General features: G+C 72.9%; 24 protein-coding genes and 1 tRNA gene. 10 read left to right on the top strand and 15 right to left on the bottom strand.

Annotated features, from left to right (window positions below; translation table 11 throughout):
• Nucleotides 1–1,404, bottom strand: coding sequence for a MocR-like pyridoxine biosynthesis transcription factor PdxR (gene pdxR, locus AC3EO4_RS12795; RefSeq protein ID WP_379567958.1), 1,404 nt, complete (start codon nt 1,402–1,404; stop codon nt 1–3).
• A gap of 120 nt (nt 1,405–1,524) precedes the next feature.
• Here pdxR and AC3EO4_RS12790 point away from each other — a divergent pair, with 120 nt between their 5' ends.
• Both AC3EO4_RS12790 and AC3EO4_RS12785 read left to right on the top strand, forming a co-directional pair.
• Entirely contained in the window at nt 1,525–2,271 is a 747-nt protein-coding gene (locus AC3EO4_RS12790) for a metallophosphoesterase (RefSeq protein WP_379569161.1), read from the top strand.
• A complete protein-coding gene (locus tag AC3EO4_RS12785) occupies nt 2,261–2,911 on the top strand; it encodes an HAD family hydrolase (protein WP_379567960.1) in 651 nt (216 codons plus the stop codon). Before AC3EO4_RS12790 ends, AC3EO4_RS12785 begins: the two co-directional genes overlap by 11 nt.
• Nucleotides 2,912–2,996: 85 nt before the next feature.
• On the opposite strand, the gene AC3EO4_RS12780 is transcribed toward AC3EO4_RS12785, so the two are convergent.
• Genes AC3EO4_RS12780 through AC3EO4_RS12770 form a run of 3 tightly spaced genes read right to left on the bottom strand, consistent with a single transcriptional unit; the run spans nt 2,997 to nt 6,588 of the window.
• The gene (locus AC3EO4_RS12780; RefSeq protein ID WP_379567962.1) at nt 2,997–4,019 is read right to left on the bottom strand and encodes an LLM class F420-dependent oxidoreductase; all 1,023 of its coding nucleotides are present in this window, start codon (nt 4,017–4,019) and stop codon (nt 2,997–2,999) included.
• A complete protein-coding gene (locus AC3EO4_RS12775) occupies nt 4,016–5,152 on the bottom strand; it encodes an acetyl-CoA C-acyltransferase (protein ID WP_431895545.1) in 1,137 nt (378 codons plus the stop codon). The genes AC3EO4_RS12780 and AC3EO4_RS12775 overlap by 4 nt, the downstream gene beginning before the upstream one ends.
• Nucleotides 5,149–6,588, bottom strand: a complete 1,440-nt coding sequence (locus AC3EO4_RS12770; protein ID WP_379567966.1) for a carotenoid oxygenase family protein — start codon at nt 6,586–6,588, stop codon at nt 5,149–5,151. The genes AC3EO4_RS12775 and AC3EO4_RS12770 overlap by 4 nt, the downstream gene beginning before the upstream one ends.
• A gap of 104 nt (nt 6,589–6,692) precedes the next feature.
• Between AC3EO4_RS12770 and AC3EO4_RS12765 the strand changes: the two genes are divergently transcribed.
• On the top strand, nt 6,693–8,252 hold the full coding sequence (locus AC3EO4_RS12765; protein WP_379567968.1) for a class I adenylate-forming enzyme family protein: 1,560 nt from the start codon (nt 6,693–6,695) through the stop codon (nt 8,250–8,252).
• Entirely contained in the window at nt 8,249–9,433 is a 1,185-nt protein-coding gene (locus tag AC3EO4_RS12760) for an acetyl-CoA acetyltransferase (RefSeq protein WP_379567971.1), read from the top strand. The genes AC3EO4_RS12765 and AC3EO4_RS12760 overlap by 4 nt, the downstream gene beginning before the upstream one ends.
• A 99-nt stretch (nt 9,434–9,532) precedes the next feature.
• Here the strand turns inward: AC3EO4_RS12760 and AC3EO4_RS12755 are convergent, their stop codons facing one another.
• Nucleotides 9,533–10,489, bottom strand: coding sequence for a winged helix-turn-helix transcriptional regulator (locus AC3EO4_RS12755; RefSeq protein ID WP_431895542.1), 957 nt, complete (start codon nt 10,487–10,489; stop codon nt 9,533–9,535).
• A 184-nt stretch (nt 10,490–10,673) separates the two neighbouring features.
• Here AC3EO4_RS12755 and AC3EO4_RS12750 point away from each other — a divergent pair, with 184 nt between their 5' ends.
• The 3 genes from AC3EO4_RS12750 (at nt 10,674) to AC3EO4_RS12740 (ending at nt 12,860) form a co-directional block, all read left to right on the top strand.
• Complete coding sequence (locus AC3EO4_RS12750; protein ID WP_431895540.1) at nt 10,674–11,114, top strand: YbhB/YbcL family Raf kinase inhibitor-like protein; 441 nt, start codon at nt 10,674–10,676, stop codon at nt 11,112–11,114.
• Nucleotides 11,111–11,734, top strand: coding sequence for a protein-L-isoaspartate(D-aspartate) O-methyltransferase (locus AC3EO4_RS12745; RefSeq protein WP_379567977.1), 624 nt, complete (start codon nt 11,111–11,113; stop codon nt 11,732–11,734). The genes AC3EO4_RS12750 and AC3EO4_RS12745 overlap by 4 nt, the downstream gene beginning before the upstream one ends.
• 304 nt (nt 11,735–12,038) lie before the next feature.
• Entirely contained in the window at nt 12,039–12,860 is an 822-nt protein-coding gene (locus tag AC3EO4_RS12740; protein ID WP_379567979.1) for a nitroreductase family protein, read from the top strand.
• Between the two features lie 51 nt (nt 12,861–12,911).
• Here AC3EO4_RS12740 and AC3EO4_RS12735 read toward each other — a convergent pair whose 3' ends face one another.
• From AC3EO4_RS12735 to AC3EO4_RS12715, 5 genes are all read right to left on the bottom strand, one after another.
• Entirely contained in the window at nt 12,912–14,114 is a 1,203-nt protein-coding gene (locus tag AC3EO4_RS12735; protein WP_431895538.1) for an NsdA family TPR-like regulatory protein, read from the bottom strand.
• Between the two features lie 117 nt (nt 14,115–14,231).
• Complete coding sequence (locus AC3EO4_RS12730) at nt 14,232–16,637, bottom strand: glycoside hydrolase family 65 protein (RefSeq protein WP_431895536.1); 2,406 nt, start codon at nt 16,635–16,637, stop codon at nt 14,232–14,234.
• Entirely contained in the window at nt 16,634–17,389 is a 756-nt protein-coding gene (locus AC3EO4_RS12725) for a beta-phosphoglucomutase family hydrolase (RefSeq protein WP_431895534.1), read from the bottom strand. Before AC3EO4_RS12725 ends, AC3EO4_RS12730 begins: the two co-directional genes overlap by 4 nt.
• A 194-nt stretch (nt 17,390–17,583) precedes the next feature.
• Nucleotides 17,584–18,201 carry an SRPBCC family protein gene (locus AC3EO4_RS12720; protein WP_379567987.1) on the bottom strand — a complete coding sequence of 206 codons (618 nt, stop codon included), beginning with the start codon at nt 18,199–18,201 and terminating at the stop codon, nt 17,584–17,586.
• Entirely contained in the window at nt 18,198–18,551 is a 354-nt protein-coding gene (locus AC3EO4_RS12715) for an ArsR/SmtB family transcription factor (RefSeq protein WP_379567989.1), read from the bottom strand. Before AC3EO4_RS12715 ends, AC3EO4_RS12720 begins: the two co-directional genes overlap by 4 nt.
• A 68-nt stretch (nt 18,552–18,619) precedes the next feature.
• Here AC3EO4_RS12715 and AC3EO4_RS12710 point away from each other — a divergent pair, with 68 nt between their 5' ends.
• The 3 genes from AC3EO4_RS12710 to AC3EO4_RS12700 all read left to right on the top strand — a co-directional run bounded on the left by AC3EO4_RS12710 (nt 18,620) and on the right by AC3EO4_RS12700 (nt 21,000).
• Nucleotides 18,620–19,105 carry a hypothetical protein gene (locus tag AC3EO4_RS12710; protein WP_431895531.1) on the top strand — a complete coding sequence of 162 codons (486 nt, stop codon included), beginning with the start codon at nt 18,620–18,622 and terminating at the stop codon, nt 19,103–19,105.
• A 111-nt stretch (nt 19,106–19,216) separates the two neighbouring features.
• A complete protein-coding gene (locus AC3EO4_RS12705) occupies nt 19,217–20,347 on the top strand; it encodes a sensor histidine kinase (RefSeq protein WP_431895529.1) in 1,131 nt (376 codons plus the stop codon).
• Nucleotides 20,344–21,000 (top strand): response regulator, encoded by a 657-nt coding sequence (locus tag AC3EO4_RS12700; RefSeq protein WP_379567995.1) that lies wholly within the window; start codon nt 20,344–20,346, stop codon nt 20,998–21,000. The genes AC3EO4_RS12705 and AC3EO4_RS12700 overlap by 4 nt, the downstream gene beginning before the upstream one ends.
• A gap of 81 nt (nt 21,001–21,081) precedes the next feature.
• Here AC3EO4_RS12700 and AC3EO4_RS12695 read toward each other — a convergent pair whose 3' ends face one another.
• From AC3EO4_RS12695 to nrfD, 5 genes are all read right to left on the bottom strand, one after another.
• Nucleotides 21,082–21,237, bottom strand: coding sequence for a DUF6131 family protein (locus AC3EO4_RS12695; protein WP_379567997.1), 156 nt, complete (start codon nt 21,235–21,237; stop codon nt 21,082–21,084).
• Nucleotides 21,238–21,432: 195 nt separating this feature from the next.
• On the bottom strand, nt 21,433–23,298 hold the full coding sequence (locus AC3EO4_RS12690; protein WP_379567998.1) for a SelB domain-containing protein: 1,866 nt from the start codon (nt 23,296–23,298) through the stop codon (nt 21,433–21,435).
• Nucleotides 23,298–24,587 carry an L-seryl-tRNA(Sec) selenium transferase gene (gene selA, locus AC3EO4_RS12685; protein WP_431895526.1) on the bottom strand — a complete coding sequence of 430 codons (1,290 nt, stop codon included), beginning with the start codon at nt 24,585–24,587 and terminating at the stop codon, nt 23,298–23,300. Before selA ends, AC3EO4_RS12690 begins: the two co-directional genes overlap by 1 nt.
• Before the next feature lie 15 nt (nt 24,588–24,602).
• Nucleotides 24,603–24,695 (bottom strand) — tRNA-Sec (locus AC3EO4_RS12680).
• A 50-nt stretch (nt 24,696–24,745) separates the two neighbouring features.
• Nucleotides 24,746–25,651 (bottom strand): NrfD/PsrC family molybdoenzyme membrane anchor subunit, encoded by a 906-nt coding sequence (gene nrfD, locus AC3EO4_RS12675; protein WP_379568002.1) that lies wholly within the window; start codon nt 25,649–25,651, stop codon nt 24,746–24,748.
• Nucleotide 25,652 lies beyond the last annotated feature (1 nt).

Genomic DNA, 25,652 nt, shown 5'->3' with positions numbered 1-25,652 from the left:
CTACGGGAATCGGACGGAGGACAGGGCCGCGGACAGGGCGTCGAGGGCGGCAGGATAGGCGCGTTCGGACGGTGCCGCGAAGCCGATCAGCAGACCTTGCGGGGAGTCGGCGGCGTCGTGGTGGAGCTCGGTGAGGCCGCGGAGCGCGAGTCCGCGGGCGGCGCAGTGGTCCAGGAGTTCCCGCTCGCTCGGGCCGTCGTCCGGGATGGTGACGAGAGTGTGGAGCCCCGCAGGAACGCCGTGGGCGGCGAGTCCCGGGATCGCGGCGACGCGGTCGAGCAGGAGCGCGCGGCGGCGGGCGTAGCGCAGGCGGGCGGCGCGGATGTGGCGGTCGTACGCGTAGGTGGCGATCAGGTCGGCCAGCACCAGCTGGTTGAGGGTCTCGGTGTACTGGTCGGCTTCCTGCTTGGCCAGCACGACCTCCTGCAGGAGGGCCGGTGGCAGCACCATCCAGGCCAGCCGGAGCGCGGGCCCGAGGGTCTTGGAGGCGGTGCCGCAGTAGACGGTGTGGTCGGGCGCCAGTCCTTGGAGCGCGCCGACGGGCTGGCGGTCGTAGCGGAACTCGCCGTCGTAGTCGTCCTCGACCAGAAGGCCACCGGTGTCGCGGGCCCACGCGTAGAGCGCCTGGCGGCGGCTGGAGTGGAGCGGGACGCCGGTCGGGTAGTGGTGGGCCGGGGTGAGGAACACCGCCGCGGTGCCCGGCACCAGCGCGTCGACGCGGGCGCCGTGGGCGTCGACCGGCAGGGGGACGGTGGTGAGCCCGGCGCGCTGGACGACTTTCCTGAAGTGGTTGTGGCCGGGGTCCTCGACGGCCGCCGTCGTGGCGTGGCGCGCGGCCAGCACGGCGCCGAGCAAGGTCACGCTCTGGTAGTGGCCGGAGGTGATCACGATGTGGTCGGGCGAGGCGATGACGCCGCGCGTGCGGCCGAGGTGGTCGGCGAGCGCACGCCGTAGCTCGATGCCGCCCTGGGGGTCGCCGGACGCGAAGATCTCCGGCGGGGCGCCGGTGAGGATCCGGCGGGTGGAGGCGAGCCAGGCGCGAGTGGGAAAGGCGCTGATGTCAGGCAGGCCGGGGCGCAGGTCGTGGAGGGGCGGTGGTGGCGCGGGTGCGAGCGGCGGGGCGGCCGGGGCGCGCGCCGGCAGCTCGGCCACCGTGGTGGCGGACCCGGGGCGGGTGATCAGGTAGCCCTCCTCGACCAGCTGGTCGTAGGCGGTGGTGACGGTGCCGCGGGAGAGGCCGAGTTCGCGGGCCAGCCCTCGGGTGGAGGGCATCCGGGTCCCCGCGGGCAGGCGTCCCTCTCGGATGGCCTTGCGCAGGGCGGATTCCAGGCCGGCGCGCCGTCCGCCGCCCGCCTCGACACGGAGATACAGGTCGATCCCCGAACTGGCCCAAGAAAGTGGCACAAGACTGGATCTTATCTGTAGTCCGGTCGCCGCTTAGGCTCTGGGCTCGACAGCCCGGGACGCCATGGGCACCGACGTGCCGGGCGAGGACACCGCCTGGAAGGAATGCCCGTCTTGACAGTGATCGCGCACCTCAGCGACACCCACATCGACGACGGTGAGCGCAGCGTCGAACGCACCGCGGCCGTCATGCGCTACCTCGAAGACCTCCCCTACGACCTTGACGCGGTCCTGATCACCGGGGACGTCGCCGACCACGGCCTGCCCGCCGAGTACGAACGCGCCCGGGAGCTGTTCACCTCGCGGCACCCGGTCCTGGTGTGCCCGGGCAACCACGACGACCGCGCCGCGTTCCGCGAGCACCTGCTCCGGCGGCCCGCGTCGGCCGCGCCGATCGACCAGTCACGCCGCGTCGGCGACGCCGTCGTCGCGCTCTGCGACTCCTCGGTGCCGGGCAAGGCCGAGGGTTTCCTGGAGGAGGAGACCCTCACCTGGCTGGAGCGCCTGCTGGCCGGCACCCCGAGGACGGTCCCGGTGCTGATCGGGTTCCATCACCCGCCGGCCCTGCTGCAGGACCCCTTCATCGACGGCATCCGCCAGTTCGGCGCCGAACGGCTGGCAGCGCTCGCCGACCGCCACGACAACATCGTGGCCTTCCTTTCCGGGCACGCGCATACGGCGGCGGCGACCACCTTCGCCGGTCGGCCCCTGCTGGTGGCGCCGGGTGTGGTGTCCACCCTCCGGCTGCCCTGGGAGCCCCACGCCCATCCCCGCGACCACGTCCACCTCGACCAGCCGCCCGCGCTCGCCTTCCACGTCCTCGACGACGAAGGGCGCCTCACCACCCATTACCGCAATGTCGTCTAAGTTGGTGATCTTCGACAACGACGGCGTGCTGGTCGACAGCGAACCCACGGCACACCGGGTGATGTCCGGCTATCTCACCGAGCTGGGGTACCCGACGACCCTGGAGGAGTCCTTGCACCACTTCCTGGGGAACGCGGGCCGCAACGTCCACCAGGTGATCGCCGACCGCTACGGGGGAAGCCTGCCGGAGGACTTCACCGCCCGTTGCCACGAGCGCGTCTTCGCCGCCTTCCGGGAGGGCGTGGCCGCCATGCCGGGCGCGGCCGAGGTGCTCGCGGAGCTGCGCCTGCGCGGCATCCCGTACTGCCTGGCCTCCTCGTCGGACCACGCCTGGATCGACCTCACCCTCGACAGGGCGGGGCTGCGCGACCTCCTTCCCCCGGGGGCCGTCTTCAGCGCGCAGGACGTCGGCGGCGTGGGCAAGCCCGCGCCGGACGTCTTCCTGCACGCGGCGGCGGCGCGCGGCGTCGCCGTCCACGACTGCCTGGTGGTCGAGGACAGCCCCAACGGGGTCCGGGCCGCCCGTGCGGCGGGCATGGACGTGCTCGGATACACGGCGCTGACCCCCGAGCAACAGCTCGTCGACGCCGGTGCGACCGGGTTGATCTCCCGCCTGCCCGAGCTCCTCGACCACCTCTGACGCCGGCGCCGGGCCGGCCCGTAAAGGCCGGGCCGGATCGCCGGAGGCCGGGCCGGTTCCGCGGAGGCGGCCGCGCCCGGCCCGATCAGCCGGCCGCGGCCGTGCTCAGCGCCTTGAGCGTGGCCGCCCCGCCGGGGTCGCGGCCCGTGCTCACCGGCACCAGGGCGACCTCGTCCACCCCGGCCGCCGCGTACGCGGACAGCCGCGCGCCGACCGCGTCCGCGTCGCCGAGCAACGCGACCGCGGCGACCAGCTCATCGGGCACGGCGGCCAGCAGCTCCCGGGGATGGGGCCGGGCGCGCGCGAACGCGACGACGTCGGCGAATCCCGCCTCGGCGAACATCTCGCCGTAGCCGGGAGCGGGCAGGTATCCGACGACGGCCCTGCGGATCCGGTCGACGGCCTCGCGGTCGGGGTTCACGGCGGCGGTGACCCAGGCGGTCACGGACGTGGCCGGGTTCACGGCACGCACCTGGGCGATCAGCCGCTCGGCCGAGGCGGGCGTGACCAGGTTGAGCACCATGCCGTCGGCCATGGCCGCGGTCCGGACGGCCGCAGGCCCGAAGGCCGCGACGGACAGCCGCGACCGCGGGGCAGGCAGCCGGAGCCGGTAACCGCTGCTCGCCACGGACGAGCCCGCGAAGTCGGAGCGCTCGCCGTCCAGCAGCGGCCGCAGTGCCTCGACCGTCTCCCGCAGCGCCGTCGCGGAGCGGGCCCGTAACCGCCCGTGCCATCCCTCCACGACGAGCGGGCTGGAGGTGCCGACGGCGACGTCGACCTGCCGCCCGGTCAGCCCGGCCACCGAGGCCACCCCCATGGCGATCATCATCGGATCCCGTACGGCGACCGCCAGCGGCCCGACGGTGAGTCGGATCCGCGTGGTGGCCAGGCCGACGGCGGTGGCCAGCGCGAAGGCGTCGTAGGTGGCCATCTCCCCGATCCACAGCGACGGGTAGCCCAGCTCGTCCGCGGCCCCGGCCGTCAGCAGGGCCTCCTCCGCGGGCCGGTCCTGCCACAACCCGAGAGACACGCACAACGACGGCGCGGGCGACACCATGGGGGCGGGGGACGGCACGGGCGCGGGGTGAGACGACGGCGAAGGGCTCATACGCGCTCCAGGAGGACGGCCGATCCGGAGCCGGCGGCGCCGCTGACCGCGGCCACGCCGTAGCGGGCGCCCCTGCGGTGGAGTTCGTCGACGCAGGCGGCGATGAGGAGGGCGCCGGTGGCGCCGAAGGCATGGCCCATGGCGATGGTGCCGCCGTTGACGTTGAACCGGTCGTCGCCGACCCCGAGGTCACGCTGGAACTTCAGGCAGAGCGCGGCGAACGCCTCGGCGAACTCGAAGACCTCGACGTCGTCGGCGGACAGCCCGGCATCGGTCAGGACCCGTTCGACAGCGAGCTGTCCGGCGGTGAGCATGGTGACCGGGTCGCCGACAGCGGTGGCGGTGCCTGCGATGCGGGCGAGAGGGTCCAGGTCGAGGCCGGTGCCGACGAGCACCAGGCCCGCAGCGTCGCACAGGCTGGGCGAGGTGCCTCTGGTGTGCGGGTGGCGGACCTCGCCGAGCTCGGGCCGGTGCTCGAGGACGACCGCGTCCTGTTCGGGGGTGCCGGCGAAGGCGGGCTCCATTCCGGCGAAGGAATCGATCGTCAGGCCGGGCCTGACGTGCTCGTCGCGGTCGAGGGCGTTCAGCGGGACGAGGGAGCGGTCGTAACGGCCGGCGGCCCACGCCGAGGCGGCGAGCGTCTGGGTCCGCAGGCCGTACCGGTCGAGCTCCTCGCGCGAGAAGCCCTCGAGGGTGGCGACCGCGTCGGCCGCGACGCCCATGTGGATGGAGCCGACGGGGAGCGACCACAGCGGGCCGCGGTCGGAGAACATCGGCACGCGCGAGACGGACTCCACCCCGCCCGCGACGACGGTACGGCTCGCACCGGAGGCGACGAGCGCGGCCGCGGTGCGCACGGCGTCGATCCCGGAGGTGCAGTAGCGGTTGACGGTCATGCCGGGCGTGTCGAAGCCGGAGGTCAGCGCGGCGGTGCGGGCGAGGTTGCCGCCCTGCTCGGCGTGCTGGGTGGCGCAGCCGACGATCAGGTCGTCGGCGGCGCCGACCCCGGTGCGCTCGCGCAGGGCGGACAGCAGTCCTTCGAGCATGGCCAGCGGCGTGACGTCGGCCAGGCCGCCGCCGGGGCGGGCCTTGCCGCGCGGGGTGCGGACGCAGTCGTAGACGTAGACGCTCATCGCAGCTGCTCCGACCGCACCCAGGTGGCGTGGAAGCCGAGCGGCACCCGCTGGGGCAGCAGCACGCGGGCGAGCGGCCCGTCGGAGATCCTGGAGGCGTCCAGGATCTGCACCTCCGAGCGGCCCTCCCGCTCGTCGGTGACGAAGCTGACCAGGTAGCCGTCGTCCTCGCCGGTCGAGCCGTCGCGCGGGGCGAAGGGGGCCTCGCTGCCGTAGCGGCCTGGGCCGTAGAAGTAGGTCTCCTTGGCGCCGGTGACGTTGTCGTAGCGGACGAGGCCGTCGAACAGGTTGGTCGCGGCGTCGGCCACGGAGACGTTGTAGGCGTACCGCGTGGGGTATCCGGTCGAGCGCGCGTCGATCGAGGGGAACTCGGTGTTGTGGTCGGCGTCCACGTATCCCTCGGAGGTGCTTCCCGTCCGCAGGTCGAAGCGGTAGCGGTACATCCGCGCGTCGAGCTTGAGATAGGAGATCATCCGCGAGAGCGGCGAGCCGTTCCCCGCGGGCGCCGGGCGCGAGACCCGGCAGACGTCCATGACGATCGCGTCGTCCTCTTCCCAGGCGTTGACGACGTGGTAGATGTAGCAGGGCTTGGCCTCGAACCAGCGGATCTCGTGCGCCTGACCGCGCCGCGGGATCACGCCGAAGCGGGAGGGCAGTTCCCTGTTGAAGGTCAGCTTGTAGCGCCCCTGCCGGGCGGCGTCGAGGTCCTGGTAGAGCGGCAGGTCCATGAGGATCGCGTGGTTCCGGGTGATCGCCATGTCGTGCGGCAGCCGGGCCCCCGGCAGGTCGAGCTCCACGCAGTGCTCGACCGTGCCGCCGGGGCCGACCACGCCGTAGCGCAGGTACGGCGGGCGCGGGCCGTAGTCGAACCAGAACAGCTCGCCGGTGCGCTCGTCCACCTTGGGGTGGGCCATGAAGTCGCCGTTGAGCGTGTCGAGGAGGGTGTCGGCACCGAGCGTCTCCAACGAGAGCGGATCCAGGCCGTACGGCGTCCCGCACAGGTACCAGGAGGCCAGCACCCTGCCGCGGTGGAAGATCACGTCGGTGTTGGCCGTGTCCTTGAAGGGCAGGCCGCGGGCGTTGCCGAACGGGTTGTCCTTCGGGTTCTCCATGACACCGGTCCAGAGCGAACGCCCGGCGGCGGACTCGGCCTCGAAGGCGCGGGTGCGCACCCAGCGGTTGCGGTAGCGGGCCCGGCCGTTCTCGAAGTGCACGGCGTGGACCATGCCGTCGCCGTCGAACCAGTGGTAGCGCCCCTTCATCGGGAAGCGCGCGTTGGGCCCGTTGCGGAGGTAGACGCCGTTGAGGTCAGCGGGGATCCGCCCGATCACCGTCAGCTCGTCGGCGGTGATCTCGTCCTGGACCGGCGCGTAGACGCCCAGGAGGTACGGGTTCGGCTCGCCCGACTCGTCCACGATCACGACACTTTCGACCATGGCTGGAAGCTACGATAGGCGAAGTCAGGTGTCAATATCCGGACATTGACGGGCTGACTTCTGCTTTCGTAGTGTTGCGGCCATCACACCCCATGGGAGTCGCGATGACGCATTCCACGGACCGGATCGCCCGCTACACCGCCGAGGGCTGGTGGACCGGTGACACGATTGGCAAGCTCCTCAGGACACACGTCGCGACCCGGCCAGGCGCAACGGCGATCGTGGACCCGCTGAACAAGGCGGACCTGCTCGACGGCCCGGCCAAGCGGCTGACGTGGGGACAGCTCGGCGCGGAGGTGGAGCGGGTCGCGGGCGTGCTGCACGCGCGGGGCATCGGTCCCGGCGACGTGGTGGCCGTCCACCTGCCCAACAGCGTCGAGCTGGCGGTGAGCTTCCTCGCGATCGTCCGGCTCGGCGCGACCGTCACGCCCCTTCCCGTGCAGTACCGCGAGTACGAGCTGGCCCAGTTACTGCCCCTGTCCGGCGCCCGGCTGCTGATCACCGGCAGGGAGTCCAGGGCGCCCGAGGGCACCCCAACGCTGTCGTGGCCCGGCGACCTGGAGGGCGTCCGGGGCGCGGCGGCACCCGAGCGCGAGGCCGACCCCGCCGAGCGGGTGACGATCTGCTGGACCTCCGGCACCGAGGCCACCCCGAAGGGCGTGCCGCGCTGCCACTACGACTGGCTCGCGGTCGAGGCGGTCTGCACGGCGGCGCCCGCGCTCACCGCCTCGGACGTGATCCTCAACCCGTTCCCGATGGTCAACATGGCCGGGATCGGCGGCGTGTTCCTGCCGTGGCTGCGGGTCGGCGCGGTGCTCGTCCAGCACCATCCCTTCGACCTGCCCGCCTACCTCGCCCAGATCGCCGAGGAGAACGTCACCTACACCCTGGCCCCGCCCGCGCTGCTCACCATGCTCCTGCACCGGAAGGTCGGGCTCGCCGGATCCCTCACCCGCATCGGCTCGGGCTCGGCGCCGCTGCCGCCGCCGATGGTGCGTGGCTGGCAGGAGGAACACGGCATCGCGATCATCAACTTCTTCGGCTCCAACGAGGGCGTCTGCCTGCTGTCGGACCCCGCCCACATGCCCGACCCCGAGGACCGCGCCCGCTTCTTCCCTCGCCCCGGTGCGCCGGGCGCGCCCGCGCTGCTCGACCGGGTGCGCACCAGGCTGGTCACCCCGGACGGAGCGGAGATCACCGAGCCCGGCGTCCCCGGCGAGCTGCGGCTGAGCGGCCCCACCGTCTTCGCGGGCTACCTGCCGGGCACGGCCACCGCGGACCCGTTCGACGAGGACGGCTACCTCAGGACCGGCGACCTGTTCGAGATCGCCGGCGAGCAGGGGCGATACCTGCGCTACGTCGACCGCGCCAAGGACATCATCATCCGCGGGGGCATGAACATCGCCCCCGCCGAGCTTGAGTCCCTGCTCGCCGGGCACCCGTCCGTCGCCGAGGTGGCCGTCGCCGGATATCCCGACGACGTGCTCGGCGAGAAGGTCTGCGCGGTCGTGGTCCCGAGGGACGAGATCGACCTGGAGTCGGTCGTCGCCTTCCTCAGGGACAAGGGCATCGCCTCCTACAAGCTGCCCGAGCGGCTGGAGATCGTCGAGGCGTTGCCGAGGAATCCGGTCGGCAAGATCCTCAAGAGGGAGCTGAAGCTGTGATCCGCGTCCTGGGCGGCTACCAGACCGATTTCGCCCGCTCCTGGGCCGCCGAGGGGCTGGGCCTGTTCGAGATGCTGCGCGAGGCGTCGCTCGGAGCGCTGGAGGCGGCGGCCGTACCGGCGGAGGACGTGCAGGTCGCGCACGTCGGAAACCTGGCGGGCGAGCTGTTCGCCGGGCAGGCCCACCTGGGCGGCATGGTCGCCTCCCTCGATCCTGCGTGGGCGATGCTGCCCACGTCCCGGCACGAGGCCGCGTGCGCGTCCGGGTCGATGGCGGTCCTGGCCGCCATGGCCGATCTGGAGGCGGGGCGGTACGACGTGGCGCTGGTCGTGGGCGTGGAGCTGATGCGCAACGTCGGCGCCAAGGAGGCGGCCCAGCACCTGGGGTGCGCGGCCTGGGCAGGGCGGGAGGCGCAGGCGGCCGGCTTCCCGTGGCCCGCGCTGTTCGCCGAGATCGCCGACGAGGTGGACGCGCGCCACGGCCTGTCTCACGAGCATCTCGCCAGGATCGCCGAGATCAACCATGGCAACGCCCTGCGCAACCCGCTCGCCCAGGCCCGGTCGTGGACCTTCCCCGACGGCTGTTTCGGGCCGGACGACACCCTCAACCCCGTGGTGGAGGGGCGGTTGCGCAAGTACGACTGCGGGCGGATCACCGACGGCGCCGCGGCGGTCGTCCTCGCCTCCGACCGGTACGGCAGGCCCGGCCCCGTCATCTCCGGCTGGGGACACAGGACCGGGCCGATGCTGCTGAAGGACAAGCTCGCCACGCCGGGCCCCTACCTCTTCCCGCACCTGCGGAGGGCCGCGCTGGACACCTACGAGCGGGCAGGGCTGCGCGGTCCCGAGGACGTCGACCTCATCGAGACGCACGACTGTTTCACCGTCACCGAGTACGTCGCGCTCGACCACCTCGGCCTCACCCCGCCCGGCGAGTCGTGGAGGGCCGTCGAGTCGGGGACGATCGCCTTCGACGGTTCCCTCCCTGTCAACCCGTCGGGCGGCCTCATCGGGCTCGGCCATCCCGTCGGCGCCACCGGCGTGCGCATGCTGCACGACGCCGCCCGCCAGGTCTGCGGCAGCGCGGGCGAGTGCCAGGTGCCGGGCGCGCGCACGGCGCTGACCCTCAACATCGGGGGCAGCTGCACGACGGTGGCGATGTTCGCCGTCACCGCGGGCTGAGCCTCACCGGCTCTCCCCCGCCTCCGATCGCCCGGCGGACGCGCCCGGCCGAGGCCCGTGGGCCCGGCTGTCCCGCAAGGCCGCGGGCAGGCGCCGGCGTCACGCGGTCCCGGCGAGCGGCAGCCGCCGTTCCGGCAGGACCTCGGGCACGACGAAGTGCACCTCGGTACGGCTGATCGCCCGCCCGCACGACCGGCACCGCAGACAGGGCCTGAACGGCTGCCCGCAGGCACGATGGGTGACGCGCAGGTCCGTGTTCGGCGGGCCGGTGTACCACGCCTGCGCCCACTCGACGACGAAGGCGAAGATCCCGAAGAAGTCGAGGCCCTTGCCGGTCAGCCGGTACCTGGGCCGCGCCCCCGGCTCCTCCACGGCGAGCACGCCCAGCTCCGTGAAGCGGCGCAGCCGGTTCGACAACACCGAAGGAGCGACCCCCAGCTCCGACTGGAAATCGGCGAAGCGCCGCATGCCGAGGAAGGCCGCCGCGAGGATCACCGTGCTCCAGCGATCGCCCAGCAGCTCGAACGTGTCGGGCAAGTACGACAGCGGGTCACGCTCGGCCTCGCCGCGGACCGTCCTGCGGTGGTGGCGCGGCACCGTCACCTGGGCGAAGGTCGCCGCGGCCCGCACGGTCTCGGTGTCACGGGCGGTCACCGGCGCCCGGCCGCAGCTCGCGCAGCCCAGCTCGACGTCGGTACGGCTACCGCAGGTTTCGTGCACCAACTCGGGCAGGCTGTGGCGCCGCGGCACCCACCGGCGCTCCCACGACCAGATCTCGACGAGCATCGGCCACAGCTCGATGGCCCGCTCGGTCAGCAGGTACTCGGTGCGCGCGCGGCCCGCCTCGCGGTAGGGCTCCGGCCGGAGGAGCTCGCCCGCGACCAGCTCCTTCAGCCGGTTGGCCAGCACCGACTCCGACATGCCCAGCTGGTCACGCCAGTCCGCGAAGCGCCGGGTGTGCAGGAGGAAGGCCCGCTGCAGGATCAGCAACGTCCACTGGTCGCTGATCGCCAGCAGCGCCTGCCCGATCGCGCTGGGCCGCTCCGCTTCCGACACCCTTCCTGCCCCCGCTCGCCGACCTGCCACTTCGATAACCGAAAGCTATCGGAGCGCCCCGGGACCGCGCACGCCGAGCCAGGCCGGGTCCGACAGCTGGGCCCGACAGCTGGGGCCGGAAAGCCGGGGCTGGACGGCCGGGATAGCTTTCGGGCCCGCTGGGCAGCAGGTGGGCATGGCTGGGATGACAATACGGAGCACCGCGTTCAAGGATTACGGGGAGATCCCGCGCGACCACTCCCGCGCGGCCGGCGACGTCTCTCCCCAGCTCCAGTGGTCGGGCGTGCCTGAGGACACGGCCGAGCTGGCGCTGGTGTGCGACGACCCCGACGCCCCGAGCGGCACCTTCATCCACTGGCTGGTCGCCGGCATTCCACCGGAGACCACGGGGCTGGACGTCGGCGCCGACCTGAAACAGTACGCCGTGGGGCGCAACGACTTCGGCGAGCAGGGGTACGGCGGGCCGCATCCGCCTCCGGGCAGCCGGCACCGCTACTTCTTCCGCGTCTACGCCCTGTCGGCCCAAACGCGCCTGGCGGACGGGTTCGACTTCGAGGAGCTCAACAGGCAGCTCGACGCGAACACTCTGGCGGCCGGCACCCTGGTCGGGACCTACGCTCGGTGACCAGGACGCTGGTGCAGGCCGTCCAGGACGCAGGGGTATGCGACCCGCGCCTGCTGGACGCCGTGCGCGCCACCCCGCGCAAGGGGTTCGTGCCGCCGGAGTTCGCCGCGCGGGCCGAGCGGGACGAGCCGATCCCTATCGGGCACCAGCAGCCGACCTCGCAGCCGACATTGATCGCCCGGATGATCGACGCCCTCCGGCTGTCGGAGACGGACGAGGTCCTGGAGGTCGGGACGGGATACGGCTACCAGACGGCTCTGCTGGCGCGGCTGGCCAGGCAGGTGTACTCCGTCGAGCGCCATGCGGACCTGGCGGCGCGCGCCAGGGCCAACCTCGAGTCGGCGGGCCTGCGCAACACCGAGGTCGTGGTGGGCGACGGCAGCGTGGGCCTGGCGGAGCACGCCCCCTTCGACGCCGTCGTCGTCTCCGCGTCGGCGCGCCGGGTGCCTGCCCCGCTGGCCGCGCAGCTGGCCGAGGGGGGCAGGCTGGTGATGCCGATCCGCACGCACGAGGCCGACATGGTCACCCTGTTCGTCAAGAGGCACGGCCGCCTGGAACGGCAGCGTCTGCTGCTGCCCGCCTGCTTCGTTCCGTTGGTCCAGGCGGGCACCGACCCGTAGCCCCTCAGCTGTCGTTCGCACCCTGCCCGCAGGCCTCGGCGATGGCCTGCGGATCCCAGTAGAACGGACGACATTCCAGCATCCTCCCTCCCCCCGCAGGCCAGAGGCCCGGGGTGAAACCATGGCCTTCCCGACGTGCCGCGGGCAGGGCGGTCCCCCTGCGGCGTGCGGACGCATGGAGGTTGGCCCGATCAGTCGTCCCGCAATTGGCCCTGTCGCAGGTCCTCGTGGTGTCGTTGGATGACTGCCACAAGCAAGATCGCTGTCCTCGCGCACGTCCGGATTCAAGCCTGAGAGGAGCACGATGGGGCTTCGTGACGATCTTCACGCGCGGTTCGGCGAGGTGCCCGACGTGCCGGACCGGTCGGCGGCCGACGTGCTGGCGCCGCTGGCGGGGCGGGCGTCGTGCCGTGACTTCGCCGATCGCCCGGTGGATCCGGGGCTCGTGCGGCTGCTGTGCGCGGTGGCGCTGTCGGCGCCGAGCAAGAGCGACCTCCAGCAGCGCGACATCATCGTCATCGAGGACGAGGCCGTCCGCGCCGCGCTCGACGAGCTGCTGCGGGAGCAACCGTGGATCGCCGCGGCGCCGGCGTTCGTCATGATCTGCGGCAACAACCGCCGCCAGCGGCAGATCCACGGCATGCGCGCTCGCCCCTTCCCCAACGACCACCTCGACGCGTTCTTCAACGCCGCCGTCGACGCGGCGATCGCGTTGGCGGCCTTCGTCACGGCGGCGGAGGCCGTGGGGCTCGGGTGCTGTCCGGTCAGCTCGGTCCGCGATCGGGCCGAGGAGGTCAGCGACCTTCTGGGCCTGCCGGACCACGTCTTTCCCGTCGCGGGCCTGGCGCTCGGGCGTCCGGCGGGTGAAGCCGTGATCAGCCCCCGGCTGCCGCTCTCGGTCACGGTGCACGTCGACCGCTTCGATGACGGCGACCTCGAGGCGCGGATCGGGGACTACGACAAGCGGAGAGCGGCGGCCCAACCGTACGAGACGCAGCGGATGCCGGCCGAGTACGGGCACGACCCCTCGTACGGCTGGTCAGAGGACAAGGCTCGGCAGTATTCGCGGCCGCAGCGTACGGGTTTCGGCGCCTTCGTCCGCGCCAAGGGCTTCGACCTCGGCTGAGGAAGCGTTCGCCCTGGTCGTCCGGCTCCGCGCCGGATCAGGGAACGGCTCCTAGACCAGGATGCGTCTGCGTCTGGCCGCCTGAGGAGGGATCTGAACCTTCGCGAGCTCTCTGAGGGCTCGCAGGGCACCGGTCTGCCTGGCCACGGCGAGAGCCTGGCGGGCCGTCTCGACCGACCGCTCGCGCTCGTGGGCGTCGGCGAAGGCGTGGGCCATGCGAGCCAGGGCGTAGGCGCTGGCGTACGTCATCGGCGCCTTCGGCGGTCCCGCCTCCAGCAGTTCGATCGCGCCCCTGGCCCGGCCCAGATCGACGAGACACCCGACGCACAGCGTGTTGTGGGCCTCGGCGGAACAGTCGAACCGGTAGGGCGTGTCGTCGCCCGGTTCCGCGAGCGACTGGGCTGACTCCTCCAGCCGTCGATGGCACATGTCCAGATCTCCGGCGAGGGCATGGCCCTGCGCTTCGTGGTGCCGGGACAGCGCGTCCATGTGCGGAGGGAGGTCGGCTCGTTCGCGGGCCGCGACGGCCAGGGCGACGAGCTGCCCGGGACTGCCGCCGACGTCGGAAAGACCGCCGCGCTGGGCGAGCGTGTAGGCCTCGAGCAGCGTGTCCGCCGCTTCGCGAGCGTCGTGTATGGCCTCATCCGACCAGGTAAGCGCCCCGCCAGGGTCGCCTGCCTCGTGGTGCATGCGGCTGATCAGCTCCGCGTTCTCCGCGGCGAGCAGGAGGAAGGCGCGCCTGACAGGCGCACTGCTGTCGCGGTGGAACTCCTCGATCCCCGCGAAGACCGGCCGCAGGACGTTGATCAGGTCAGCCGGCCGCAGGTCGGTACGGGTGTAGGCGTCCAGGATCGCCCTGAAGTAGCCGACCGTTCCCTCGTCGGCCCGCTGGGGCTGCTCGATCGCCCGGCCGGTGCGCTCCTCCTCGTCGGCAGTGAACATCCCCGGCATCAGCGGGATGCCCGTCAGGTGGTGCCACAGGGTGGTGCCGGTGGCTTCTCCGACGAACAGTTCCTTCTCGTCCACGCCGAAGGCCCGGCAGAGCAGCTCCGCATACCGCTCGTCGGGCCGGCCCTCTCCGGCCTCCCAGAGCTGGATCATCCAGGCGAGCGTCTCCTGTGCGGGCAGCCGGTCGCGCGACGTCTCGTCCGCCGCGTCGGCCATCCGCTTCCCCAGTTCCCTGCGGCTCCACAGCCGGCCGCGGCGCAAGCTCCGCAGACGGGCGGCCCAGACCGGAACATCGATGTCAACCATTGGCGTATCCCTCACCATCCGAGCGGTCATCGAGAGTTCTTTGCGGTCATTTGCTCCCATTGTCCGCTTTTCGGGCTGGCTCGTCAGCCCCGTTCCGGGTACTCGCGCCAGACCTGCTCACGCGCCCGCGGATCCGGGCCCCACTGCCGGCGAAGGACCATCCTGCGCCGGTCTCAGGCGCCTGCGGGACGGCTCGCGCCCGCGTGGCTGGCGCGGCGCGGGGGATTCCGGCGGAGCGGCCGGGATCGGGCACGTGATCGGCTTACCGCGGGCGAGAGTGACCGGCTTGCCGTGGTGCGTGACCGCGAACGGCTCGCCGTCGATCAGCGTGTAGGTGGCGGTGCCCTCGTCCACCCGCACCCCCAGCCTGCTCCCTCTCATGACGATCGTGAAGCCGAGCCGGGTCAGCCCGTCGGGCAGCCTGGGTGCGAAGGCCAGCCTGCCGTCCCTCCTGCGCATCCCTGCCAGGCCGTTGACCAGAGCGATCCAGCTCCCGGCCAGCGAGGCGATGTGGAGTCCATCGCCGGTGTTGTGCTCCAGATCGTCGAGGTCCATGAGAGCGGCCTCCGCCACGTAGTCGTAGGCCAGCCGCAGGTGCCCCACCTCCGCGGCCAGGACCGCCTGGGCACTGGCCGACAGCGAGGAGTCACGGACGGTGAGCCGTTCGTAGTAGGCGAAGTTGCGGACCTTCTCCTCGGTGGTGAAGGCGTCGCCACGCCTGAACATGGCCAGCACGAGGTCCGCCTGCTTGACCACCTGCTTGCGATACAGGTCGAAGTAGGGAAAGTGCAGCAGCAGCGGATACTGCTCGTCGGTGGTGGCGTCGAAGTCCCACACCTCGTGCCCGGTGAACCCTGCCGCCTGTGGGTGGACGCCGAGCGCCGCGTCGTACGGGATGTGCATCGTCTCCGCCGCGTCCCGCCACCCGGCCATCTCCTCGGCGTCGATGCCCAGCTCTCTGGCGCGTTCCGGATGGCGGCGCGCGGCCTCGGCGGCGGCGTGCAGGTTCTGCTGGGCCATCAGGTTGGTGTAGACGTTGTCGTCGGCGATGGCGCTGTACTCGTCGGGACCGGTGACCCCGTCGATGTGGAAGCGGCCCTGCGCGTCGTGGTGCCCCAGGGAACGCCACAGCCGAGCGGTCTGCGTCAGCAGGTCCAGCCCGACCCCCCGCTCGAAGGCCTCGTCACCGGTGGAGTCGACGTAGCGGATGACCGCGTCGGCGATGTCGGCGTTGACGTGGAAGGCGGCGGTGCCGGCAGGCCAGTAGCCTGAGCACTCCTCGCCCGCGATCGTCCGCCACGGGAAGGCCGCCCCTCTCAGGTTCAGCTGGCTCGCCCGCTCCATCGCCAGGGGCAGCGTGGAGTGCCGCCAGCGCAGGGCGTGCGCGGCGGCGGCCGGCACGACCTGCGTGAGCAGGGGCAGCACATACGACTCGGTGTCCCAGAAGCTGTGGCCGTCGTATCCGGGCCCGGTCAGGCCTTTGGCCGGGATCGCCCTGCCCTCGGCCCTGGCGCCCGCCTGCAGCACGTGGAACAGCGCGAAGCGCACCGCCTGCTGGATCTCGCTGTCGCCCTCGACCTGCACATCCGCGTGCTCCCAGAACGTGTCCAGGTAGGCGCGCTGCTCCGCCAGCAGGCCGTCCCATCCCGTCTGGACCGCGCCGGTGAGGGCGGCGGCCGCCTGGTCGCGCACCGCGGGCTGCGAGCGGGACCCCGACCATCCGTAGCCCACGAACTTGATCACCCGTAGCCGCTGCCCCGGCTGGAGAGACGCCGTGATCGTGACCCGCCCGAGATTGGGCAGGCTCTCGGCGCTCACATGGACGCCGTCGGGCCCTTCGACGACATGGTTCATCCCGACGGCGACACACAGGCCGCTGCGCCGGGTACGGTGCACGAGTCCCGCGCGGGCCTCCTTCGCCGCGTGCTCCAGCGGCACCAGCGGGGCCTCCAGCGCGGCGGCGACCCGGGGATCGCCGTCGGGAGACGGAAGCGGCTCGTTCGCGACCAGCTCCGACTGCACCACCAGGCGTACGGGTCCGGCCAGCGACTCCACCTCGTAGCAGATCGCCGCGACGGAGCGCTGCGTGAAGGACACGAGCCTGGTCGTGGAGACGCGCACCACGTCGTCGGCGGGAGAGGCCCATTCGGCGTGGCGGCGGAGCACCCCGTCGCGCAGATCGAGCAGGAGCTCGTGGGAGTGCAGTTCGCCGTAGCGGAGGTCGAAAGGCTCGTCGTCGACGAGCAGGCGGATCAGCTTGCCGTTCGTCACGTTGATGAGTGTCTGGCCGGACTGCGGGTAGCCGTAGCCCGCCTCCGCGTACGGCAGGGGCCGCAGCTCGTAGACGCCGTTCAGATAGGAGCCGGGAAGGCCGTGCGGCTCCCCCTCCTCAAGGTTCCCCCGCCAGCCGATGTGGCCGTTGGACAGGGCGAAGAGCGACTCGTACTCGGCCAGAACGGCGAGGTCGAGGTGGGTGGCGCGCAGGCACCACGGCTCGCTGGGGAAGGCCGGATGGCTGATCACGACTGGCCCTGGAGCTCGGCCAGATCCGTCACCACGACGTCGGCTCCGTGCGCCGTGAGCTCGGCGGCCTGTCCCACCCGGTCGACGCCGACCACGAACCCGAAGCCGCCGGCGCGCCCCGCCGCCACTCCGGCCAGGGCGTCCTCGAACACCGCGCACTGGCCGGGGGCCATCGCGAGGGCTCGCGCGGCGGCGAAATACATGTCGGGCTCGGGCTTGCCCGCCAGCCGGTCGCGCTGCGCGGTGAGGCCGTCGACGCGCACCTCGAACAGATCCTCGATGCCGGCCGCGACGAGCACGTCGCGGCAGTTCGCGCTGGAGGAGACAACGGCGCGACGCAACCCCGCGTCCCGTGCCGTCCGGACGTAGCGCACCGAACCGTCGTAGGCCTGCACGCCGTCGTCCCGCATCCGCCGCAGCACGATCTCGTTCTTGCGGTTGCTCAGCCCCTCCACGGTCTCCGCGCCGGGCCGATCGTCGGGCTTGCCCTCCGGCAGGACGATGCCGCGTGAGGCGAGGAAGGACCGTGTGCCGTCGGCACGGGGCTTGCCGTCCACGTAGGTGTCGTAGTCGCCGACCGGATCGAACGGGACGTACGGCTCGCCGTACGACCTGGCTCGCTCCCGCAGGTAGACGTCGAACATCTCCTTCCACGCGGCGGCGTGCACCTTCGCCGTCTGGGTGAGCACGCCGTCCAGATCGAACAGGCACGCGCGGATCCCATCGGGCAATCCCAGGTCGGTTGCCTTCATGTCATCCCCCACCGAAGGTCGCTTCACTGGAAGACGTGCCCGGCCGGACGCAACGGTCCACCTGGGAGATCCGTGGTCCTGGTAAAGGAAGGGCACGGACTCGGCCGGGGCGCCTTCCGGTGCCGCGCCGCCTGGCGCGTGGAAACGGTTCGGCCGTCCCTCTCAGCCTCGCCGCGCCCACCCGGCCCGCAGGATCACAGCGGCTGGTCGAGGCCGGGGGCGAACTGGTCCAGCGCGACCTGCCTGCCCGCCGCGATCTCCTCGGCGGTGGCGGTGCCCGACTTCTCGATCACCGACGTCCAGGCCAGCACCGACTCCTTGGAGTAGCGCTGCGCCTCCTCGGAGTTGGCCGCCTCGACCGGGTCTGCGGCCGTTTCGCCGCGCAGGAACAGATCCAGGCCCAGCACGGCGCCGTCCCAGCCGGGGCCGACGTAGAAGGCTCCCGCGCCGCTGACCGCCATCGCGATCGGGACGGTGTGCTCGAACTCGAAGTCGGTGCGCTCGTCGCCGTCCGCGCGCAGCCTCACCTCCACGAGGCTGCTCGCGTCCCCGAAGGTGGCCCTGAAGCGGTGCGGCGGGTCGCACTCGAGGATCTCGCCGCCGGCGTTGCCTTCGAGCTGGAACCTCCCCCCGACGCGCAGGTCGCCGCTGATGGGCATGAGCCAGCGCTTGATGCGGTCGGGGTCGGTGAGCGCGTCCCAGACGTCCTCCACCGACGCCTGGTAGGTGCGCCCCATGACGACGGTCACGCTCTCGTCGTCGCGCCTGACGCCGCGGCTCGTGGCGTTGATCTGGGCCAGGATGTCGATCATTTCGCTCTCTTCTCTTCGGTGGCCTTACGGCGTTCGCGCTTGCCCCTGGCGAGCTCGGTCGCCAGGGCGTCGAGGTGGTGGTTCCAGAAGCGGCGGAACTGTTCCAGCCAGATGTCGATCTCCTGCAGGGGTGCGGCGTTGACGACGTACAGCCGCCGCACGCCCTCGGCGCGCACGCTGGCGAACCCGGAGTCGCGCAGCACGCGCAGGTGCTGGGAGACGGCCGGCTGGGAGATGCCGAACTCCGCCTGAATGGCGGTGGTGAGCGAACCTGAGGTCTGCTCCCCGTCGACCAGCAGCTCCAGGATGCGGCGACGTACGGGGTCACCGAGAACGTCGAAGGCGTGCATGCGGGAGACTATGCCAGGCACGGCTTATATAAGTCAACTCTTATATACTGAGATATGGTGGCGCTCCCATGAACGTCATCCTGCTCATCGCGCTCCTCCTCCTGATGCTCGCCTGGCCCGTGCCCGCGCTGGCCGCCTTGGCGCTGGTCGTGCCGGCCGCCCTCGGCCTGTCCCGCCGCGCCGGCCGGACGGCGGTGCGAGACAGGACGAGGGCGCTGCGGGCGGGATGGCTGCTCACCGCCGCGTCGGCGTGCGCGGCGATCGCCGCCTACGGCTACGGCCTCAGGACGACCACCTTCGGGGCGTGGACCGACCCCGACGACCGGTGCGGGCTGGCCCGACCCGACCTGTACGGCTACGGCCATCGCGGCCCAGACGGCGGATCGCACAGCATGTGGCCCCTGCACGACACCACGTGCGGCCCCGACCTGGTGCCCGGCTTCGTCAATCCCGTGGTGGCCGGATCGGCGACGCTGTTCGCGGCGCTCATGGTGATCATGACGGTGGCGACAGTGGCGAAGGCCAGGTCCCGCCGCCGCGCGTCGCAGGATTGACCCCGGTCGTCCCCTGCCGCCCGCACGGTGTCATCACGGCCGGCGGTACCGCCCGAGACCGTACTTTCGGCCGGTTCTGCCGGCAGGAGGCGATCACCTAGCCTGAGCCGCATGCAGCTTCGGGGGTGGCCGGCCGATGTCGTGCTCGGCGCCGTGTTCGCGGCGGCGCTCGCCTTCCAGGCGTCCCGGATCGCGGAAAGCTGGGGTCCCGGTTACTGGCAATTCGGCTGCGCCGCCGGAGCGGTGGTGTGCGTGATCGCGCTGGGCCGCAGGCGCGACCGGGCCTGGGCGGCCGTCGCCGGCCTGGCCGTCGCGGGGGCGGCCGTCCTGGCCGGCCTGTTCGCCCATCTGCCGGCCGAGCCAGGCCCGGCCATGGCGCTGGGCCTGTCCGTGCTCGTCGGCTCCACCACCAGAGCGCTTCCCGCCCCGCCGGCCTGCGCCCTCGCCGCCGGAGGGCTCGCGGTGGTCATCGGCGGCCCGCTCACGTCCGACACGTCCTCGGCCGGCCTCCCCCCGGTGACCGCGCTGAGTGGCGCAGTCCTGCTCGCCGGCCTTTCGGCCGGGCTGTGCCTGCGGCTGCTCGCCGCCCGCCGCCGTGCCGCCGCCGAGAGGGTACGCCGCGACGAGCGCCTGCAACTGGCCAGGGAGCTGCACGACGTCGTCGCGCACCACGTCACCGGCATCGTGCTCCAGTCCCAGGCCGCCAGGCTCCTGGCCCGCAAGCAGGCGGAGCGGCTGGACGACTCCCTGGCGGGCATCGAGGCAGCGGGCTCCGACGCGCTGGCCGCCATGCGCCGCCTCGTCGGCCTGCTGCGCGACGCCGACGACGCGGCCCTTGCCACGCTCGGCGCCGAACGGCTCAGCGACCTGGTCACCCGCTTCGAGGGGCCGGCCGTACGCCTGCGGCTGCCCGGCGACGAGGACACGTCGGGGTGGCCGCCCGAAGTGAGCAGCACCGTCTACCGGGTCGTTCAGGAGTCGCTGACCAACATCTCCCGGCACGCCCCTCACGCGCGCTCCGTCATGGTCGACGTCTCCAGGGACGGCGACGCGGTCGTCGTCGAGGTCGTCGACGACGCCCCGCCGGCACCGGCCCTGCACCACCGCCGGGCCGGGTACGGCCTGGTGGGGATGCGCGAACGCCTCGAGGCCCTGGGAGGCACGCTGTCCGCGGGCCCGCGCCACGGGGCCGGCTGGTCGGTGCTCGCCACCCTGCCCGTCCCCGCGTGGGAGCGCCGATGACCATCAGGGTGCTGCTCGCCGACGACCAGGCGATGGTCCGCGCCAGCCTCCGGGTCATCCTCGAGGACCAGCCCGACATCGAGGTGGTGGGCGAGGCCGCGGACGGCGCCGATGCGGTCACTCTGGCGCGCAGGCTACGGCCGGACGTGTGCCTCGTGGACATCCGGATGCCTCGCCTCGACGGCATCGACGTCACCCGCGCTCTGGCCGGCCCCGGTGTCTCCTCCCCGCTCCGCGTGATCGTGGTCACGACCTTCGACCTCGACGAGTACGTCTACGGCGCGCTGCACGGCGGCGCGGTCGGCTTCGTCCTGAAGGACGCGGGCCCTGGCCTGCTCGTCGAGGCCGTGCGGGCCGCCAACGCCGGGGACGCCCTGATCTCGCCCTCGGTCACCCTGCGCCTGCTGCGTCACTTGAGGTCCGCCGGCGCTCCGGCCGCCCGCGAGCCCGCCAGTCCGTTGTCCGAACGGGAGGCCGAAGTCGTCATGGCCGTCGCCAGAGGCCGCACCAACCAGGAGATCGCCGCCGAGTTGTTCATTTCCCTGAGCACGGTCAAGGGCCACATCTCCGGCATCCAGACCAAGCTCCGGGTGCGCAACCGGGTCGAGATCACCGCCTGGGCCTGGGCGAACCGCATGATGGACGCCACCTAGAGGCGCCTTCGCCACCCGCCTCTCGGCACCCCCCTCGACGCCGGCGCCCGCCGCGCGGGCCGTCCGGGGATCGCGCCCTGCTCAGAACCAGTACCGCCGGCCGCCGACCGGACGTCCGACCGCGCCCAGCAACAGCAGCACGAGGCCGATGACAAGGAGAATGGCGCCGATCGTGTACAGGATCGAAATGCCGAGCAGCCACCCGAGCACCACCAGTATCACACCGAGGATGATCATGACATCCTCCTTGGAAGACGTGAGTCCCCTGCCACGCGGTCGCGTGACAACCGTAATATTCCCTGGCAAGGGCACACGAATCGTTCAAACGGCGTCGCCCTCAGGATGCGCGATCGCGGGCCCGTGTCCGCGTAGCGGCGTGGCCTCGACCGGCGTCACGGCCTGCTCGAGCCGCTGCGGCGCCGCCCCCTTCGGTCATCGGCAGCGGCGGTGGATCTCGTCCACCCGTTCGGTGATCCCGCTCCGGTCGAGGTGTTCCAGCAGTGGCACCGCGACCCTTCGGCTGGTGTCGAGGGCGCGCCTGGCCTGGCTGACCGTGAAAGGCTGCGGCAGCCGCCTCAGCAGCTCCGCCGCCCCGCTGTCCGCGCCGGGCAGCAGCACCACACCTTCGGTCACGCGCAGCAGGCTCCCCGCCCGTACCGCCGCCGCCAGCTCCCTTGTGCCCAGCCCCAGCTGGGCCAGCCGCGACGTCTCCGGCGCCTGGTAGGGGTGCGCCGACAGCTCGGCCCTCAGCCGCGCGACGGCCCGGGCCACCGGCACGGGCAGGCCGGAAGTCCGCCCGGAAGGCTCGGCGAGGACGCGACCCTCGGCGACTGTGAGCGGCGGGCGCACCAGCGCGACGACCAGCCGCCGGTCGGGCAGGCCGAGCTCGTGCCTGGCCGCCTCGACCGGCATGCCGGGCTCCAGCGGATGCTCCACCGCGTACCGCCGGGCCACCTCGGCCAGCCGCCTGGCCAGCCGCGCCCAGTGCTCGGGGTCGGCGTACCAGTCGCCGCAGACCGGGTGCCCTCCTGTAGCCCCGGCCATCGCGATCAGGTCGGCGGCGCGCAGCAGCCGATGGGTGCGCAGGACGGAGGTCGCGTCGGGCGTGGCCGACTCCAGCCGCGCCGCGCGCGCCCGCGCCGCCCCCCGGCGGCCGAGCTCCGGCGGCCGCACGTCGAGCACGCTCGCCCCCGCCAGCACCCGAACCTCGGCCCTGTCGCGGCCCGGGTCGCGCAACAGCAGCACGTCCCCGAGGTGGAGCGGGAGCGGGACGGCCAGGCGCAGCCGCACGACGTGCCCGCCGAGCGGCCGCACCTCGCACGCCACCGCCGCCGACCCGATGTGCGCGGTGAGCCGCCTGGGCAGGTGCCGCTCACCCTGTCCGCGGCCGGGACCCACGAGGGCTCCGACAGGTGAGATCCGGACGTCGACCAGGTCGGTGAACGTCCATCGGCCGGGTGTGACCAGCGCCCCGCCTCGCTCGGGGAGGCCGCGGCCCTTCAGGTTCACCGCCACCCTGGCGAGGCCGGTCACCGAGGCGAGCGGCTCCTTGAGGGACTCCAGCGCCCGGACCCGCACCGGCTCGCCGCCGAGCGCCAGCTCGTCGCCCACCGAGATCGTGCCCCCGGCCAGGGTCCCGGTCACGACCGTGCCACTGCCCGTCACGGTGAACACGCGGTCGATCCACAGCCGGACCGGCGCCCCTGGATCGGGCGCGGGCAGCCCGGCGACCAGCCGCTCCAGGGCCTCCCGCAGCTCGCCGAGCCCCTGGCCGGTGCGTCCGCTCACCCCCACCGCCTCGACGCGACCCGGCCCCGCCACCCCACCGGCCCCGTCCAGACCCGCGCCATCCAAGCCCGCCGCACCGCCCGCGTCCAGGCCCGCGCCACCGAGGCCGGCGGCGGCCATGCGGGTCCGTGCCTGCTCGATCGCCGGGGCCGGGTCGGCGAGGTCGGCGCGTGTCACCGCGAGCAGGCAGTGCCGTACGCCGAGGGCCTCGAGTGCCACCAGGTGCTCCTCGGACTGCGGCATCCAGCCCTCGTCGGCGGCCACCACGAACATGACGGCCGGCACCGGGCCCACCCCGGCCAGCATCGTGCCGAGAAACCGCTCGTGGCCCGGCACGTCCACGAAGGCGAGGCGCCGCCCCGAGGGGAGGGTCGTCCAGGCGTAGCCGAGCTCGATCGTCAGCCCCCGCCGCCGCTCCTCCTCCAGCCGGTCGGGCTCCATCCCGGTGAGCGCCCGCACGAGCGTGGACTTGCCGTGGTCGACGTGACCCGCCGTGGCGACGACGTCCATCAGCCGCTCACCTCGAGGATCGCGCGGGCCACATCGCCGTCACGGTCGCCGGCGACGGTACGGAGGTCGAGCAGCAGTCTCCCGCCCTCGATCCGGCCGACGACGGGGGGATCGCCGGTTCGCAGCGGTACAGCGAACCACTCGGGCAGGCTCACGGCGGCGCTCGCCAGCGTGACGCCCGGCGCTCCCCCGCCCCCGACGGCGGCCCTGCTCGGCACGGCTCGCGCCTCGATCCCCGCGCCGGCCAGCTTGTCGGCGAGCGCCTCCGCCCGGTCGGCGAGCGCCGCGGGATCGGCGTGCAGCGCCTGGCGGACCGGGACGGCGGGGCCCCGGAGTGTCGCCTCCAGCGCCGCCAGCGTCAGCTTGTCGACCCGCAGCGCGCGGGCCAGCGGGTGCCGCCTGCACCGTTCGACCAGGTCACGGCGGCCGAGCAGGAGCCCCGCCTGCGGTCCGCCCAGCAGCTTGTCGCCGCTGGCGGTCACGAGATCCGCCCCCGCCTGGAGCACGGTCGTCGCGTCGGGCTCGGCGGGCAGCAGCGGCTCGCGGGCGAGCAGGCCCGAACCGATGTCGGCCACGACGGGCACGCCCAGCCCGGTCAGCTCCGCCACCTCGGCGGCGCCGGTGAAACCTTCGACACGGAAGTTCGACGGGTGCACCTTGAGCACGCATCCGGTCTCCGGCCCCACGGCCGCCGCGTAGTCGCCGCACGAGGTGCGGTTGGTGGTGCCGACCTCGCGCAGCCGCGCCCCTGTGGAGACGAGCAGGTCGGGAATGCGGAATCCGTCGCCGATCTCCACCAGCTCGCCGCGGCTGATCACGATCTCCCGCCCTGCGGCGAGCACGGTGGCCACCAGGACGAGCGCGGCGGCGTTGTTGTTGACGACGTGCACGTCCTCGGCGGCAGGGACGGCGCGCGCGAGAGCCTCCATCGCGCCCCGCCCGCGGCGGGCCCTGGCCCCGGTCTCCAGGTCGAACTCCACGTCGGCGGCACCGGCCGCGGCCGCCATCGCCTCGACCGCGGCGGGCGACAGCGGCGCCCTGCCGAGGTTGGTGTGGATCAGCACGCCGGTCGCGTTGATCACCGCGCGCAGGCTGGCGGCCTGCGCGGGAAGCGCCGCGAGGGCCGCGTCCGCGACCTGCTCGGGGGCGATCTCGCCGAGCCGGGCCCGCTGCTGGGCCCGCACCACCGCGTCCTTGACGACCGACCAGCCCAGCCGCCCGCCCTCCGCGACCAGCCGCGGATCGGCGAGCACGGCGTCGGTGCGCGGCACGTGCCTTCGTGGGTCCACTCTTCGAAAATAGAACGGAGGCGGACGGGAATCGAACCCGCCAGGCCGAGGACCTCGGCCTCGTCGGTTTTGAAGACCGCGGGGGCCACCAGGCGCCCTCACGCCTCCAAGCAAGAACCTACCCCGCGGCGGGGCGGTGACCGCGGCGGCACACGCCGTCACCGTCCATCGGCGGCTCCGTCGTCGAGGCGCCGCCTCTGGGGCACGACCGTGTACTTCGGGTCAGCTGCCGATGCCCTGCCCGCTTCCAGGATGCCGAAGCGGGTGCACAGGGCGCCGGCCGTAAGGGCGAGGCCGGACAGCACGCTGAGCGTACGGCCGCGCCCGGCGGCCGCGGCGAACAGCCCGCCGCAGACCGTCAGCGCGCGGGCCGAGCGCATCAGGCGGCCCGCCCTCCCCAGCCGGTACGGCTCGCCCGCCGGCCCCAGCCTGCGCTCCATCACCGCGGCCGCGGCGGTCTCCATGACGGCCCCGAGCATCGCCACCGCACGGGCGGGCCGCTGCTCCGCGCGGGGCGCCGCCAGCATGCCCAGCGCCCCCGCGCCGGCCAGCGCGCTCCCGGCGAACAGGAACGGCAGCTCCCTGTACGCCTCGTGCCAGGCGGGCACGGCGGTGTCGGCGACCAGGACGGCGGTGTAGGTGGCGGTCAGCGGACCCGTCACTCCCGTGGCGAGGGCCGCGGCGTCGCCCACGAGGGGCAGGACCCCCGTCAACTCGGACGAGGCGGCGACCGCCGACAGCCCTCCCTGGGCGGCCAGGATCCAGGAGCCCACGCTCATCGGCGAGGTCGGCTTGAACACACGCAACATGTTGAGGAACCGTTCGGGCCTGCCCAGCTCGGCCGCCAGGAGGCCGGAACCGGTGATCGCCCCGAGTGCCGCCGCGAGCCGGGCGGTGCGCGCGAGCCGGTGGTGCCCGGTGAACCCCGCCATCACGGCCATCACCGACGAGGCACCGGACAGACCGCCCAGGTAGAGATAGGTGGGCATGTGTGGTTCATGCCAGATCGGAGGCTTAATCACCGGCCGGCCGTAGTACGACCGGAACTCGGCCTCCTGCACCATC

Source organism: Nonomuraea sp. bgisy101 (genome assembly GCF_057708945.1).
Note: the sequence above shows the minus strand (reverse complement) of the source record. Positions and strands in the feature narration are given on the sequence as shown.